At 57.9% G+C, this 13,846-nt stretch carries 13 protein-coding genes; 6 read left to right on the top strand and 7 right to left on the bottom strand.

Annotated elements, in window-relative coordinates; translation table 11 throughout:
• Positions 1–122: 122 nt before the first annotated feature.
• Positions 123–515: a DUF6795 domain-containing protein gene (locus tag NA78x_RS26020; protein WP_425615292.1), complete on the top strand. Its 393-nt coding sequence runs from the start codon at positions 123–125 to the stop codon at positions 513–515.
• Between the two features lie 9 nt (positions 516–524).
• Here NA78x_RS26020 and NA78x_RS26015 read toward each other — a convergent pair whose 3' ends face one another.
• Positions 525–1,343 (bottom strand): hypothetical protein, encoded by an 819-nt coding sequence (locus NA78x_RS26015; protein WP_425615291.1) that lies wholly within the window; start codon positions 1,341–1,343, stop codon positions 525–527.
• A gap of 244 nt (positions 1,344–1,587) precedes the next feature.
• Between NA78x_RS26015 and NA78x_RS26010 the strand changes: the two genes are divergently transcribed.
• From NA78x_RS26010 to NA78x_RS26000, 3 genes are all read left to right on the top strand, one after another.
• Complete coding sequence (locus NA78x_RS26010) at positions 1,588–2,874, top strand: hypothetical protein (protein WP_425615290.1); 1,287 nt, start codon at positions 1,588–1,590, stop codon at positions 2,872–2,874.
• 539 nt (positions 2,875–3,413) lie between these two features.
• Entirely contained in the window at positions 3,414–4,784 is a 1,371-nt protein-coding gene (locus tag NA78x_RS26005; RefSeq protein ID WP_425615289.1) for a hypothetical protein, read from the top strand.
• Between the two features lie 47 nt (positions 4,785–4,831).
• Positions 4,832–5,806: a hypothetical protein gene (locus tag NA78x_RS26000; RefSeq protein ID WP_425615288.1), complete on the top strand. Its 975-nt coding sequence runs from the start codon at positions 4,832–4,834 to the stop codon at positions 5,804–5,806.
• A 383-nt stretch (positions 5,807–6,189) separates the two neighbouring features.
• Here NA78x_RS26000 and NA78x_RS25995 read toward each other — a convergent pair whose 3' ends face one another.
• The 3 genes from NA78x_RS25995 to NA78x_RS25985 form a co-directional block, all read right to left on the bottom strand.
• Positions 6,190–6,468, bottom strand: a complete 279-nt coding sequence (locus NA78x_RS25995; RefSeq protein WP_425615287.1) for a DNA-directed RNA polymerase subunit alpha C-terminal domain-containing protein — start codon at positions 6,466–6,468, stop codon at positions 6,190–6,192.
• Positions 6,469–6,865: 397 nt separating this feature from the next.
• Complete coding sequence (gene rimI / locus NA78x_RS25990) at positions 6,866–7,384, bottom strand: ribosomal protein S18-alanine N-acetyltransferase (RefSeq protein WP_425615286.1); 519 nt, start codon at positions 7,382–7,384, stop codon at positions 6,866–6,868.
• A gap of 223 nt (positions 7,385–7,607) precedes the next feature.
• Positions 7,608–8,975, bottom strand: a complete 1,368-nt coding sequence (locus NA78x_RS25985; RefSeq protein WP_425615285.1) for a DUF2254 domain-containing protein — start codon at positions 8,973–8,975, stop codon at positions 7,608–7,610.
• Between the two features lie 107 nt (positions 8,976–9,082).
• On the opposite strand from NA78x_RS25985, the gene NA78x_RS25980 reads away from it, so the two are divergent.
• Together NA78x_RS25980 and NA78x_RS25975 are read left to right on the top strand one after the other, a co-directional pair.
• On the top strand, positions 9,083–10,093 hold the full coding sequence (locus NA78x_RS25980) for a sodium:calcium antiporter (protein WP_425615284.1): 1,011 nt from the start codon (positions 9,083–9,085) through the stop codon (positions 10,091–10,093).
• A 241-nt stretch (positions 10,094–10,334) separates the two neighbouring features.
• Entirely contained in the window at positions 10,335–11,678 is a 1,344-nt protein-coding gene (locus tag NA78x_RS25975) for a 6-phosphofructokinase (RefSeq protein WP_425615283.1), read from the top strand.
• A gap of 57 nt (positions 11,679–11,735) precedes the next feature.
• Here NA78x_RS25975 and NA78x_RS25970 read toward each other — a convergent pair whose 3' ends face one another.
• The 3 genes from NA78x_RS25970 to hisC all read right to left on the bottom strand — a co-directional run bounded on the left by NA78x_RS25970 (position 11,736) and on the right by hisC (position 13,819).
• Complete coding sequence (locus NA78x_RS25970) at positions 11,736–12,098, bottom strand: four helix bundle protein (protein ID WP_425615282.1); 363 nt, start codon at positions 12,096–12,098, stop codon at positions 11,736–11,738.
• Between the two features lie 70 nt (positions 12,099–12,168).
• On the bottom strand, positions 12,169–12,762 hold the full coding sequence (gene hisB / locus NA78x_RS25965; protein ID WP_425615281.1) for an imidazoleglycerol-phosphate dehydratase HisB: 594 nt from the start codon (positions 12,760–12,762) through the stop codon (positions 12,169–12,171).
• Between the two features lies 1 nt (position 12,763).
• Entirely contained in the window at positions 12,764–13,819 is a 1,056-nt protein-coding gene (gene hisC / locus NA78x_RS25960) for a histidinol-phosphate transaminase (RefSeq protein WP_425615280.1), read from the bottom strand.
• Positions 13,820–13,846 lie beyond the last annotated feature (27 nt).

The following is a 13,846-nucleotide window of genomic DNA, read 5'->3' as shown; positions in this document are numbered from 1 at the left end:
TGCCTAATCGCCTGCCGGCCACTGGTCCTCACTCGCCGATATCCTCACTTCTCACCGACTACTGGATTGAAATGCGCTCACACTCTTCAATTTGCTGCTTCGTGCTTTGTCTGAGCATGGCGATGCTCGGCTCGCTAGGCTGTGGTGGAGGCAAGGCAACTGCCGTGAGTGGTTCGGTGACGATGGACGGCGCGCCACTGGCAGACGCGACGGTGCAACTGGTGCCGGACGGCGACAACAACCTGGGCGTTCATACGACCAAAACGGATTCGAGCGGCAGATTTCAGTTTGCGGAGAAGGGAAGTTCCAATAACCCGATTCAGCCTGGCAATTACGTGCTGTTGGTGAGCAAACAGCAGGCTCCGTCAAATGGCGCAGGTTCGAGTACCGCGATGGGTGGCCTGGTGGAGGTCGTTCCCGGTTTGTACACAAGCCAGGCGACTAGCCCGTTGAGGGTGCCGATTAAGGAAGCCAATGTCGACTTGCCCACTTTCGAATTGAAGTCGATGCCGTAGCGGGCTTGCTTAGTTCTTCTTGCCATTCTTTTTCTTTTGCTTCTGTTCGCGCTCGCGGGCATCTTCGCGGCGCTCTTCGGCGATTTCGGCTTGCACTTTGTTTTGGGCAGCAGCGACTGCTTTTTGCTTGCTCGCGAGCCGAGCTTGCACCTGATCTGCCTGATTCTCGGCCTTGTCCAGTTCGCGCTTGGCTGCGGCATACTTGGGGTCTTTGCCGAGCACTTCATCAGCGTCGTCGATGGCTGTTTGCAGTTCGGCTTTCGCCTGCGTCAGCGCTTCCTGAGCCTGGACCGCCTGTGGATGTTGCGCGATGGCGGCCGTTTCCAACTTGCGTAGCTGAGCTTCGGCGTCGGCAATTTGTTTAGCCAGAACCGGTCGAAAGGCTGAATCGGCCGCGGGCAGGTTTTGCAATTGAGTGCGCAGTTCGTCGCGAGATTTAGCAGCTGCCAGATAGTCGGGCGACTGATGAACCTCGGCCAGAATTGGCTGCACGAGGGGCTGCAAACCGGCGCTCGCTTTGTCGACTCGCTCGCGCAGGCGGGCCAGCTTGCTTGAACCTTCAACCTGGTCTTCGATCTTCCGGCGCAGTGCGATCAAACTGCTGCGAACCTTCTCCACCTGCTGCCGCGCTGCTTGCAGATCCTTCTGCGCATCGGCGACTTCCTTCTTCGCCGATTCGAGCTTCTCCTGCGCGGCGCGAATTTCGGCTTCGTCGTTCTTTTTGTTGGGCTGGTTCTTATTCTGTGCCGCGACGAAAGCCACATTCCCCAAGACCATAACGATACAGACGCTCGCCAGCGTCATGCGTCGAAAGATGCCGCCTGTCATTTCCCACCTCAATCACGGTTGCCGATCACTGTGCACTCAATCAGAAGATGCGTGGCCCTGGCTAATTATTGCCAGGATTGCCGGGAGCCAGGCACGTTGCAGTGGAAGCCATCCTCGTGGGTTGAATTTCTTGCTCTCATCGTCGCCGACCGATACGATGAACTTCGTGAAAGGGCCAATTGCCGGGGCTGATCGATTTCTATTGCCAGATTCACCGCTAACCAGCGGTTGGAGGAGCACTGCCATGCAGTTGCACTTGTCCCGGGGTCTATACGTTGCTCTCGGTCTGTTGTCGACCTGCTCCTTGGCGTTGGCCGACGAAGCTGCCACCAAAGCAGGCATCACTCGCATGATGACCGTGGGTTGGAGCGTCACCCCCAGTGCGCGAGCCGCTGCCGACGCCCAGTATGGCGAACTGCAAGCGAACGCAGCCGGCGATCCTCGTTTGCTCACTGCTTCAACACTGGTCCTGTTGCAACAACGGCGGTACGAAGAGGCCGGCAAGCGGCTCGACGAATTACTGGCTCAAGATAGCGACAACATTCTTGGTCTGCGGACCAAATGCTGGCTCGATACCACCATGAAGAACTTTGGCAGTGCAATGATCGCGGCCGAGCAACTGCGTGCTGCCTTGCCAGCCGAGTCGACACAAGACCAGGCTCTCGAAAATGAAGCCCGCGAGCACCTCGCGTTTCTCGGTCGCATTTGCGGCTATCTGGCTGGGCCGGCGGGTGACACCGTCGATCAACTAGCCCGCAAGCAACTCGAAAAGACCCTTACCACGGGCCTGACCGAAGGTCGCTTACAGATCTTCGAGCAGGCTCGAGATGGCGTCAGCCAAAAGTTCTTCGAACTGACCGATACCAAGGTCGATACCGAAAAGAAGAACGTGGAAGATCGCAAGACCGAAGCCGCGAAGACGCTCGAAGATGTCGAGGCAACTCGGCAAGACATCGCGGACCGGGTGAAGGAGCTCGAAGCCCTGGGTGCGAAGTTGCAGAATGAGTTGAAGAGCGAACTGGATGAAATTGCCAAGCTCGATCGCCCACTCGTCGCGGAACTGGCGAGGCTTGATGTGCGAGCCGGTGGCATCCGCAGCGATCTGGCGAACACCGACTTTCAAATCGATCGGTTGCAGGGGCAGCTAATGCGCGAGCGAGATCCAAATATCCGCAACCTGATTCGCCGCGATATCGACCAACTTTCGTTCGTGGGAAGTCGGCTGGACAACGACCTGTCCGCGATCATTCGCCAAGCGAATAACGTGCAGAATCAGCGGAACGTACTCGCCCAGCGGCAGGCTCAGGCTCAGGCAAACTTCGGCGGTCAGATCGACCGCGCCAACAAAGAACTGGTGCTGCTCGGCAAGCGAGAAAAGCGGGCCGACATCGAAGAGAAGAAAGCGAAGCGCCCTCCTGCAGCCAGTTCGACGCGAACTGTTGCTCTCTCCTCGCAAGTGACCGCCCTCAGCACCTACGACAAGTTCCCGCTAGAACAAGCCCGCCAGCGCCTGCTGAATGAGTTGAAGTAGTTAGCGTCCGCCGGCAACAAGTGTACTCACGCAGTTCCGGCATTCTCTGTAAGGGATGTGCGTCAGCAGGCAACGCAGCAACAGCGCAAAGTACCCCTCGTTTACGGCCAACGGGACGCTAGCACAGCGCTGCATCATTTCCGCATTTCCCCGCAAGTTGACTCAAGTTCTCTGGTTTTCCTCTTTCAAAAATGTAGAAACCCACGGTACGTTTTGTATATCTTACAAACGTCGATGGGCAGCAAGAGGTAACTGACAAGCGGGCAAAATGCAAGAAAGCGTTATCCCGCCGCAAGTTAGCTTTCGCTCTCAAAAACTCAGTGAGATTGCTGGATGAATGTGGCCCCCCGATTGCTATTGGAAGGTGATCGAGGCCAATCAAGGTCCTTCGCACGACGCGAGAGACCGACCTAGGGTCAGCACGACTCGGATGCCTGCCTCAGCCGTAGTGTCTGTTCTAGTTAGTCCGTTGCACTACGTCTGTTGTCGCCCAATCCGAACTTGTGAATGATCACACTACTCTGGAAGGATCCAAGAGCATGGAAGCTCGCCGTTTAGGTGCCGCGCTCCTCGCGCTGGTTACACTGCTGCTGTTGCCCGTGGTCACTCATGGGGCCAGCGCCCGCTCACAGAACTTCATCGTGAGCGCTCCCACCCGCGAACTCGCCAAAGAGATTTGCGAAGCGGCCGAAAAACAACGCCGCGAACTGGCCATCGAATGGCTCGGCCAAGAGTTAGCCCCTTGGTCGCAACCGTGCCCCATCGAATGCCAGGTGCATCGTGACCTCGGTGCCGGCGGAGCGACTCAGTTCAGCTTTAGCCGCAATGGCGTCCCGTTTGGCTGGTCGATGTCGGTACAAGGCTCACGCGAGCGAATACTCGACTCGGTGCTGCCGCACGAAATCACCCACACCATCTTTGCCACGCACTTCGGCCGCCCGCTGCCACGCTGGGCAGACGAAGGTGGCTGTACGACCGTCGAACACACCGTCGAAAAGCGAAAGCAGGAAGAATCCCTCATCAAATTCCTGATGACAGAACGGGGCATCCCCTTCAACAAGATGTTTGCCATGAAGGAATACCCGGCCGACATGCTTCCGCTCTACGCCCAAGGCTATTCGCTGGCTCGCTACCTGATTATGCAGGGGGGCAAGCAGAAGTATGTGCAGTACGTGGGCGAAGGGATGCAAACCGACAACTGGCCAGCTGTAACTCGCAAGTACTATGGCCACAAAGACCTCTCGGACCTGCAAGTGACCTGGCTCGATTGGGTTCGCATGGGCAGCCCGATGCTGCAAGCCGTCGAAGGCCGCAGCGACGTGATGGTCGCCAGCAACACCACCAACATCGCCCCAGCCAATCAGGCGATTGTCGCCTCGCCTGCTCCCGAGGCCCAAGTAGCTCGCCAATCCTCAATGCCAAACGCTGTCCCTGTGCAACCGGTTGCCGGTGGCCCCAGCGGCAAGCTGAGCTCGTACGCTCACCCGGCCAGCGCGGTTTCGCCGCCGCGACCTGACTTCCAATCGTCGAACCAGGCTGCCGCTCGCGGTGCCAGCAATGTAGCCCGCCCCACCACCGATGGCTGGTACTCCAAGCAGGCTTTTCAGCGAGATCAGTCGCCAGTTGCCGCTGTCGACCAAAATTCCGCCGCGAATTACCACAATGAGCAGTCGCTGGCCCCTCCACCCGCTCCCGTTCCTGTAGAATCGCCAACGCAGTTCGGCGGAGAACGAGCGAACGTCGCTCCTCCCGCCAATCGCCGCGTGATGATGGAATGGTCGCGGCCTGCCGGCGAACCGTGGAATCCGCAGAACGAAGTTGCAGCCGACGCTGCCGTCAATGCGTCGCCCGCTGCCGCACAAATGACACGTCGCGACCTGCCAGAAGGCGGTTCGCAGATGTGGCGATAAGCGAGCCTGCCGGGCCTATTTGCCCACTCGCAGAAGAGAAGCCAAGGATGCAGACGTCTCTCACCCCAGCCCAGCGGCGATTGCGAATTCACTGGTACGCCCTGAGGCTCGCGGTGACCGCAGTCGGTCTGCTGGTCGTTGTCCTGTTCTCGTCGGTCGTTGTCTCGCTCATTGCCGACGATACTCAGCCTCGGCAACAAGCCAAGCAGCCGGCGATTGACCTGAAATCGACGCCCGTCGATCTCAAGCCGCCACCGCTCGAAGACGCTCCTCCTGCTTCAGGCAAACGCGTCAAGCAGCAAGTTCCCGCCCAGCGCGGGACCAAGCTTTATCACGCTCTCTACTTGCCCACCGACTGGGCTCCCGATCGCCGCTTTCCAGTCCTGGTTGAGTATCCAGGCAATGGCCCCTACTCGAACCAACTGGGCGACACCAACAGCGGCCTGGTCGAAGACTGCAACCTGGCTTACGGCCTGAGTGGTGGCAAAGAATTCATCTGCGTGACTTTGCCCTTAGTCAACAGCGAGACGCACGAACATCAACGGCAATGGTGGGGCGATCCCGCCGCGACCGTTGCCTACTGCCTGCAGGCCATCGAGCTGATCTGTAAAGAGTTTGGTGGCGACGTCGAGAAGCTGATTCTCTGCGGTTTCTCGCGAGGGGCAATTGCCTGCAACTACATCGGCCTGCGTGACGACAAGATTGCTAAACTCTGGAACTGCTTTGTCGTTCACAGCCACTACGACGGCGTCCGCCGTTGGCCGTACGACGATAGTGACGCGGCCTCTGCCCGCACGCGACTCGCTCGCTTGAATGGCCGCCCGCAGTGGATCTCGCACGAGTCAAGCGTTGCGGCCACCGAGAAGTTCCTCGCCGATTCTCAACCGGCCGGCGCCAAGCCTCTCGGCGACTTCACCTTCGTCTCACTCCCCTTCGCGAACCACACCGATACCTGGGTGCTCCGCGACATCGAACCCCGCCGCAACGTCCGCACTTGGCTCCGCACGCAGCTCAAACTATAGCTTCTTCCCGCGAGCTTCCTGCCGGCGCTAGATGCCTGGCATTTCGTCGTAACTCGCTCGGCGCAGAAGTGCCCCGACTTGCAGATGTTCACAAACCGCGGTCTCGGCAAACCCAAGATACGCGCCATTCCCGAAGAATATCGCCATTTTCAGGCGACGGGCGCGGAGGTTTGTGAACACCCCCTGAATGGGCGTCGTGCTGACTTGCGTCGTCTTGCGCGCGACTGCCACGAGGGGCGGGAGACTTGGCTGGCTCTCGTTGCGCGCCAGCACCGATCGATGGTGGGCCTCGTCGCGGCAACGGCAATCAACAGGTCGAGTCACCTGGCGCGACTTCGACGCCACCCTCCAGAGAATGGCGTTTGCGAACCTGACAGGCCTGCCTAGCGGGCATACGCTGGTGTGCGCGAGGCGCGGAAGAAGCCGAACTTCTCCAGCGACTTGTAGACTTCGTCCAGCGTCTTCTCGCCGAAGTTGGCGATGCTGAGCAATTGACCGGGCGTGCTGTTGAGCAGATCGCGGACGGTGAAGATGCCGCGTTCTTCCAGGCAGTTGGTCGTGCGAACCGAAAGACCAATTTCGGCGGTGCTCATTTCCAGACGTTCTTTCATCTGGCGAGCGGTTTCTTCCTGACGGCTGAGCGGAATGCGGGTACGGCTCATGACGGGATTCCCTTCCAAAACAGGATCGAACAAGCGGGGATATCGGCTGCTTCCCATTCATTGGGTGCTTTTCCGACAGGCCCAACTATAACGACTGCGTAAGCGCTTTCAACTGGCTAGCACACATTTTATCAAGAATGATTCATGATGCGATAGCAGATTAGTTGCTAGCACTTTATTGGTCGTTGCTCGCGCCTGCGCTCCGTCCCAACGAAGCCAAGCGAGGCAGAATGGCCACAACACGATCCAGCGGGCCGAGCGATATAGAAATGGCGATACCGATTGCTCAACATCAGTCGGTCGCAACAGGCAGCCACCAGAGATTGGCTGCCGAAGATCATCAGCAGAGCAACTACCCGATCCAAACCTCGACCAGGTCGCCTTCTGCCGGCACAAGCTAACCGGCCATGCGGCGGACTTGCTCGGTGGCGGCTGTTTCGACAGCGGCGGCCGTGTACCGGAACTGCATCAGGTAAGCATCTTCGGTCGTGTCTTCGTAGAAATCTCGCAGCAGCGAGACCGCACGGAAGCCCAGATCGCGGAAGAAGAGTTGTGCTTCGAGGTTCGTCTCGCGAACTTCGAGCATGATGCGACTGCGACGTTGTGGCGAGAGTTTGCTGACCAGTTTGCGAAGCATCTGGGAGCCCACACCGCGGCGGCGGAAGTCGGAATGGACGGCAAAGTTGAGAACGTGCAGGCGATTGCGATGCAACTCGTAGATCATGAAGCCCACGACCCGCTCGTTGTGTTCGGCGATCATGCCGATGCAGTTGCGTTGACGCAGGCAGCGGATGAAGTCTTCTTCGGACCAGGAGAATTCGAAGCTACTGCCTTCGATCTGCAACACCTCGGCCATGTCGCGGCGAATCATCCAGCGAATATGGACGGGCGCCTGGGTTTTGGCGGAGGCAGTCATGGCGGGTTCCTTCCCGAAGTCGACGAGGGCGAATTGGCTGGACTGAACGCTTGACAGGCGATCACTGGCACCAGAGCGGAACGACAATTCATTTGTCGCATCCCGCAGGGCGGCCAACAACGAGAGGTAGGATAATAATCGGCCCCGAAAACACCAATACGAACTGTGAAGATTCCGGAGAGAAGTGCTAGCGGCCTTTGGACGCAGCGGGATCTACTGGGAGCTATACCGTGGGGGCAGCGACTCGCTTACGGAGGGCGAATTCTCGTTGCAATTCAGCGTATCGCTCCTCCACGTCACACAGATCGGCCGGCTCGGGAAGGTCACGCTTTGCAGCCCGCACCACCAGGTTGGCATGATGTCCGAGGGCGACCAAATCGTCTTCACGGCAGGCGAGCGTCCCCATTTTTCGAAAGGTCTCAAGCATGCGAATCAACACGGCCGCACTCCCGGAGCCATATTGGCGAATTTGATTGAAGGCCGCATCGGTGACCGCGCGAAAATCGGCCGGATTGGTAATGACCCGCAACTGGTCGTCTTCGTCGTACCGTAGCGCTGGAGGTACTGCCCGTTGCATCAATTGGCTGAGTGCTTCACCGAGCCTGTCGATGCAATTGAGCGCTGTGAAGGGATCGTTAATGCCAGGAGAAAGGGCGCGAATGGCCACCTCGACCAATTGGTCCACAGCAAACTCAACGTCCTGAAAGGGAGTACGCTGGGAGGCAAAAATAAACGCCCGATTCAAGCTTCTCGAGACTTCCTCGGTCGCGGGTTGAGTTGGCCAGGCCCAGGCGAGCGTCGTACCCTCAATGACGAAATGCCCAGGGCGATACGCCAGGCGAAAGATCAAGTCGTGTTCCCGAGCCAGCTTGATCAAGGCTTCGCCATTGATGACATCGATGTACCCACTGTGCGTCGCAACCATGGGTACCGCCTCTTCGTGTACGTAGCGCTGGGGAGGAGTCGGGGGAACTTGATCGAGTGGCATGCCCTCTGGCTGCGGAGGTGGTTGGCCGAGTCGATCGGGCCACAAGCGATCGATCGTTTGGTGAAGTTCCTCTGTCACCGCGCGAATAACCTCGGTGGCTTGGATCGAGAAGGCAACGTGGTGAATAAAGTAAATCAGGATTCCCAGGTTGAAAACCGCCAAGAGAATGCCAATGGTCACGCTGATGCCGGGAACAAAGCGAACGTCTTCGGCACTGCGAACCGTACGAAGCACTAACAAACAGTACAGAAACGTGGCGGTAAATGTGCCCAAGACGAATTGATTGTTGCGATCGCGGATAAAGTTGCGCAGCAGCCGAGGCCCGAACTGTCCTGAGGCGAGCGAGAGAGCTACGATCGTGATCGAGAAGACCACGCCAGCCACCGTCATCATTGAACCGGCAATGGTGGAAAGTACCGCGCGGGCTCCGTCGGGCGAGCCTGTGTAGGTCCAAGGTATCGCCCACTTCGCGTGCTCGTGAATGATGTGATCGAGATATACCGTTCCCAAAGCGCCCACAATGGCAATTAAGCCCTGCAAGGCCGGCAAAAACCAATAGCTGGTGCGCAGAGATTCCCAGTAATACCGCAACAGTTGATTCATATTTTCTAGAGAAATTCTAGGTCCGGTAGGCAAACAACTCGCGCTGTACAGCCTGTTATACTACGCTCGGCCGACGATGCTCCCCTCCAAGAATAAGGATCTGTTGAATGCTTGGGCCCCTGCTTCAGTTCCTAGCTTGTGCGGCAGTGATTATCGTGGCGGGGACGTTCCTGGCGTTTTGTGCAGATGCTATCGCAGAGATTACCAAACTTGGTCGACTGGTGGTGGGCAGCGTACTGTTGGCAGGAGCCACTTCGCTGCCAGAATTGACTGTCGACATTTCCGCGATTCGCATGAATATGCCGGATCTGGCCGTGGGCGACCTCCTTGGTAGTTGCCTGGCAAACTTATTGATTCTGGCCCTGCTCGACTTATCGACTTACTCGCGCGGCAAGATGCTCTCGAAGCAGGCTGCGGCGCATGCACTTTCTGGTTCGCTGAGTGCAGCGCTCTTGTCACTTGTCACGATCGGCTTGTTAACCGGAAAGGCGTTTGCGGATTATCAAGTCGTAAGCCTCAGCATCTTTAGTCTGCTGATCATCGTTGCGTATTTATTTGGTGTGCGTCTGGTGTATCTCGATCAGCGGATTGCTGCGCAAGAACAGCGGGCTCAGGAGCCACCGGAGCACGAATCACCGCCCGGAATGACCTTAACCGCGGCTTTGCTCGGTTTCGCCGCCTGTGCCGGCGTGATCCTGTTATCCGGACCGTTTATGGCCGAGGCTGCGGGAAAGTTGGCAGAGCAAACAGGGCTGGGCAAGACATTTGTTGGCACCACACTCGTCGCGATCAGCACTTCGCTGCCTGAGCTGGTGTCGAGTATCGCCGCCCTGAGAATGGGGGCCCTCGATCTAGCGATTGGCAATGTATTTGGCAGCAACGCTTTCAACATTTTGCTGCTGGCCCCGTTGGACCTTGCCCTACCTCACTCCCTCTTTGCTGCGGTGTCGCAGGAACACGTACTGACCTGCACGGCGGCGATCTTCGCCACGATGGTGGTGATCATGGGGCAGCTTTACCGTTCAGAATCCCGTGTCAGCCTGATTGAGCCAGATGCCTGGTTGGTGATTTGCATCGTGGTCGGTGCCATGGCGCTGCTGTACTACCTGCCAAAATAGTGTCCTGCCGCCTGGAGCCGATTAGCAGCAAGGTGGCTCAGATCACCGCTGACCGGCCCTGGCGGGAAATAGAACCTCATTAGGGACTCTCGCGGAGGTTGAATGCCAGAAGGGGGGCGGTGCCAAGTCAGACTTCCCTTTAAACACCTTGGCCAAGTTGCATAAGAGTTCTAAAATCGCGGTTTGGGCTGCATTGGACAGCGGGCGATTTCCCTGGCGGTGGATACGGATTCAAGCAACTATGGCTGACAAAAACTCGGCTGACAAAAACACTTCGAGCGGCTCTCTCTCCGCACCTACACGCCGCGAAACGACCTTCAAGCGAGTGGGAATCTTGTTCGCTGGCGGTCCGGCCCCAGCTGCGAATGCCGTTATTTCGACCGCGGCCAACTCGTTCATGCGAGCCGGCATCGAAGTCTACGGCATCATGTACGGCTACTCGGGCCTGATCGAATATACGCCCGAAAAGCCGCTCGAAGCCGACAAGCACTACAAACTGCTGACGCCTCAGGCTCTGAAGCGGAGCCGCAATTCGCAAGGCATTCTCATTGGCACCGCGCGGGCCAACCCGGGCAAGATGATTGGGGCCCCGGCTCACCTGGACGATCCTCAGCTGAGCGCTCCGCTGAAGCGAGTTTACGAAGGCCTCTGCTCGCTGGGCATCGACGCGCTGATCTCGATTGGTGGCGACGATACGCTAAAGACGGCAAACAAATTTAAGATGTATCAGGATCGGCTTCCTGCTGGTTCGAAGAAGATTCCAGTCGTGCATTTGCCCAAGACGATCGACAACGATTACATGGGCATCGACTTTACGTTCGGCTACTTCACCGCGGTCGAAACACTGGCTTCCGAGATTCGCAACCTGCTGGCTGACGCCGAAGCTTCCCGCTCGTACTTTCTGACCGAGACGATGGGCCGCAGCGCGGGCTGGCTCTCGTACGGGGCCGCGATCGCCGGCGAAGCGAGCCTGGTAATCAGCGTCGAGGACATCATCGGCAGCTATCGCCTGAAAGAGACCGTCACCAACGCCAAATCGGGCGAACAAGAAGTGCGCGAGATCATGGATGTCGATCGAGTTGTGGCTCGGATCGTCAAGACGATGGTGGCTCGCGAAGACGAAGGGAAACAGTTCGGCGTGATTGTGATGGCCGAAGGCCTGGCTGAACTATTGCCGCAAAAGTACCTGGAAGGCATTCCCCGCGACGATCACGGCCATATCAGCATTTCGCACGTGAACCTGGGCCGTATGTTCTCGAAGTTGGTGACCGAAGCCTTTAAGAAGCAGACCGGCCGCAGCCGCAAGGTGACCGGGCTGCAACTGGGCTACGAATCGCGCTGTGCCCGGCCTCACGCGTTCGACGTGATGCTCGGCAGCCAACTCGGTGTTGGTGCTTATCGCGCCCTGGTCGAAGAAAAGCAGAACGGCGTGATGGTTTCGGTCATCGGCCAACTGCAACTGCACTATGTGCCGTTCGAAAAGCTGATTGACCCCGAAACGCTCGTGACCGTCGTCCGCTACATCGAAACCAGCAGCGACTTCCATCGCCTGGCGCGGTTTTTGGAAACATACGTGGATGAATAGGTCACGAGTTCGGATTGCGGAATGCGGAATGCGGAGTGGAATGCAGGGAGCGGGAAGTTAGCTTTTGCGTTTCCTGGCAGTGACAATTGAGGAGACGACCATACGAAGGATTTCATCCCCTTCGTGCATTAGGTCGTCAACTCGCGTGCGCGTAACGATTTCGCTTTCGACCAGCAGTTCAATCCAGTAGAGCGTTTCATCGAGTTCTTCTTCGACGATGCCGAGTTTCGCACAGAACTCGGCGCGACTTCGCGCGCGACAGGCGCTGCGGTAGTTGGCGCCTACAGAGGTGCCTGAGCGTAGTAACTGATTTCCAATCACGCGGCTCGTTGGGTTGCTCGGCAAACTCTGAACCATTCGAATCACCCGCAAGGCAAACTTCTTGGTCCGATCAACGAGTTTGCTTTGCCCCGCACTCATACTCCCTCACTCCGCTGATTGTATTTCACTCCGCAATCCGAACTCCGAATTCCGCACTCCAAATTCCGCACTACCCCAGCAACGAGCCCTTGGTGCTCGGGATCCCCGGCTGCCGCGGATCGGTTTCGACGGCCATGCGAAGGGCGCGGGCAGCGCACTTGAAGATGGCTTCGCTCACGTGGTGCGTGTTGCGGCCGTAATGAATGAGGACATGCAAGTTGCAGAGCGAGTTGGCGGCGACTGCTTGCCAGAAATCTTCGACCAGTTCGCTATCGAAGTCGCCGATCTTGGGGCTGGGCATGGGTGCCTGAAACACGAGGTAGTAACGGCCCGAGAGATCGATGGCGGTCGTGCAGAGCGTTTCTTCCATGGGCAAGGTGAAGTGGCCGTAGCGACGAATGCCTTTCTTGTCACCGAGCGCGTTCTTGATCGCTTGGCCTAAGCAGATGCCGACATCTTCGACGGTGTGATGGGCGTCGACGTGCAGGTCCCCCTTGGCTTCGACGGTGAGATCGAAGCAGCCATGCCGCGCGAAGAGTTCGAGCATGTGATCGAAAAAACCGACGCCCGTGTTCAGTTTGACCTGGCCGGTGCCATCGAGGTTGAGCTCGAGGTGGATCTTCGTTTCGCGAGTTTCGCGGTCAATCACGCTGGTGCGAGCCATTTCAATCCTTACAGAGCGAGCCAAGCAGGGCGAGGAGGACGTCGGTTTGTTCGTCGGTGCCGACGCTGATCCGCAGGCCATCTTTCCAGCCCGCATAATTCATATATCGAATCAGCACCTTCTGGGCTTTGAGTTGTTCGTACAAAGGCCGGGCTGCGTGCTTCTGATGGTCGCACCACACAAAGTTGGCCTGCGATGGAATGACTGCGAAACCGAGTTGCTCCAAGCTGGCGACCAGCCGTGCGCGGGTTGCGATGATCTTGCGGCGATTGTCGGCTTGCCACGCTTCGTCGTGGATGGCGGCAGTCGCGGCGCCGATCGCAAAGGCGTCGCAATTGTAAGAATCCTTCACCTTGATCAATTCCTCAATCATCTGAGGCTGAGCGAGCAAGAAGCCGAACCGCAGTCCCGCGAGGCCGTAGGCCTTGCTAAGCGTCCGCGAGACCATGATTTTTTCGTTCTGCTGCACGAGGTCTGCGCAGTTAAACTCCGCAAAGTCGGCATAGGCTTCATCGACAATCAGCGGGCAGGGTAGCCGGTCGGCGAGTTCTAGAATTGCCTCGCGTGAGATCATCGTCCCCGTCGGGCTGTTAGGATTCGGCAAGAAGACCAGCTTGAGGCCGGGAGTTGCCTCGCCGAACTCCGTTGGCAACGACCAATCGGCGTTGAACTTCACTTCCTGCGATTGCGCGCCCTGAATCTGCGCCAGCGACTTGTACAGGATGTAGCTAGGGTACGGCAGACGCAGCAGTTCGCCTTGACCGACAAAGGCCCGAGTGCAGATGGTGAGAATGTCGTCGCTGCCGTTGCCACATAGGACCCAGTCCTTACTCGGCAACTTGTACAGTTCCGCTGCCCGTGTGCGAAAGGCATTCGCCATCGGATCGGGATAACGCTGCAGTCCCTTATCGAGCACTTCTTCAATCGCGCGACGAATACCCGGCGGGGGCGGATATGGATTCTCGTTGGTATTGAGCTTGATGAACTTACCTGCCTGAGGCTGTTCGCCCGGCACGTAGCCATCCATCGCGAGAATTTCAGGGCGAAAGAACGACATGGGAAATTGTAGATGGAGGAGGTGAGA

Origin of the sequence: Anatilimnocola aquadivae (assembly GCF_049819085.1) — a bacterium.
Lineage (GTDB): Bacteria > Planctomycetota > Planctomycetia > Pirellulales > Pirellulaceae > Anatilimnocola.
This window is presented reverse-complemented; position numbering and strand designations above follow the sequence as displayed.

Excerpts from the sequence above, each read along its gene's own strand:
- NA78x_RS25985 (WP_425615285.1), bottom strand. The coding sequence starts at position 8,975 with ATGAATCAACTGTTGCGGTATTACTGGGAATCTCTGCGCACCAGCTAT.
- hisB (WP_425615281.1), bottom strand. The coding sequence starts at position 12,762 with ATGGCTCGCACCAGCGTGATTGACCGCGAAACTCGCGAAACGAAGATC.
- rimI (WP_425615286.1), bottom strand. The coding sequence starts at position 7,384 with ATGACTGCCTCCGCCAAAACCCAGGCGCCCGTCCATATTCGCTGGATG.
- NA78x_RS26020 (WP_425615292.1), top strand. The coding sequence starts at position 123 with ATGCTCGGCTCGCTAGGCTGTGGTGGAGGCAAGGCAACTGCCGTGAGT.
- NA78x_RS26010 (WP_425615290.1), top strand. The coding sequence starts at position 1,588 with ATGCAGTTGCACTTGTCCCGGGGTCTATACGTTGCTCTCGGTCTGTTG.
- NA78x_RS25975 (WP_425615283.1), top strand. The coding sequence starts at position 10,335 with ATGGCTGACAAAAACTCGGCTGACAAAAACACTTCGAGCGGCTCTCTC.
- NA78x_RS25980 (WP_425615284.1), top strand. The coding sequence starts at position 9,083 with ATGCTTGGGCCCCTGCTTCAGTTCCTAGCTTGTGCGGCAGTGATTATC.
- NA78x_RS25995 (WP_425615287.1), bottom strand. The coding sequence starts at position 6,468 with ATGAGCCGTACCCGCATTCCGCTCAGCCGTCAGGAAGAAACCGCTCGC.
- NA78x_RS26000 (WP_425615288.1), top strand. The coding sequence starts at position 4,832 with ATGCAGACGTCTCTCACCCCAGCCCAGCGGCGATTGCGAATTCACTGG.
- NA78x_RS26005 (WP_425615289.1), top strand. The coding sequence starts at position 3,414 with ATGGAAGCTCGCCGTTTAGGTGCCGCGCTCCTCGCGCTGGTTACACTG.
- hisC (WP_425615280.1), bottom strand. The coding sequence starts at position 13,819 with ATGTCGTTCTTTCGCCCTGAAATTCTCGCGATGGATGGCTACGTGCCG.
- NA78x_RS25970 (WP_425615282.1), bottom strand. The coding sequence starts at position 12,098 with ATGAGTGCGGGGCAAAGCAAACTCGTTGATCGGACCAAGAAGTTTGCC.
- NA78x_RS26015 (WP_425615291.1), bottom strand. The coding sequence starts at position 1,343 with ATGACAGGCGGCATCTTTCGACGCATGACGCTGGCGAGCGTCTGTATC.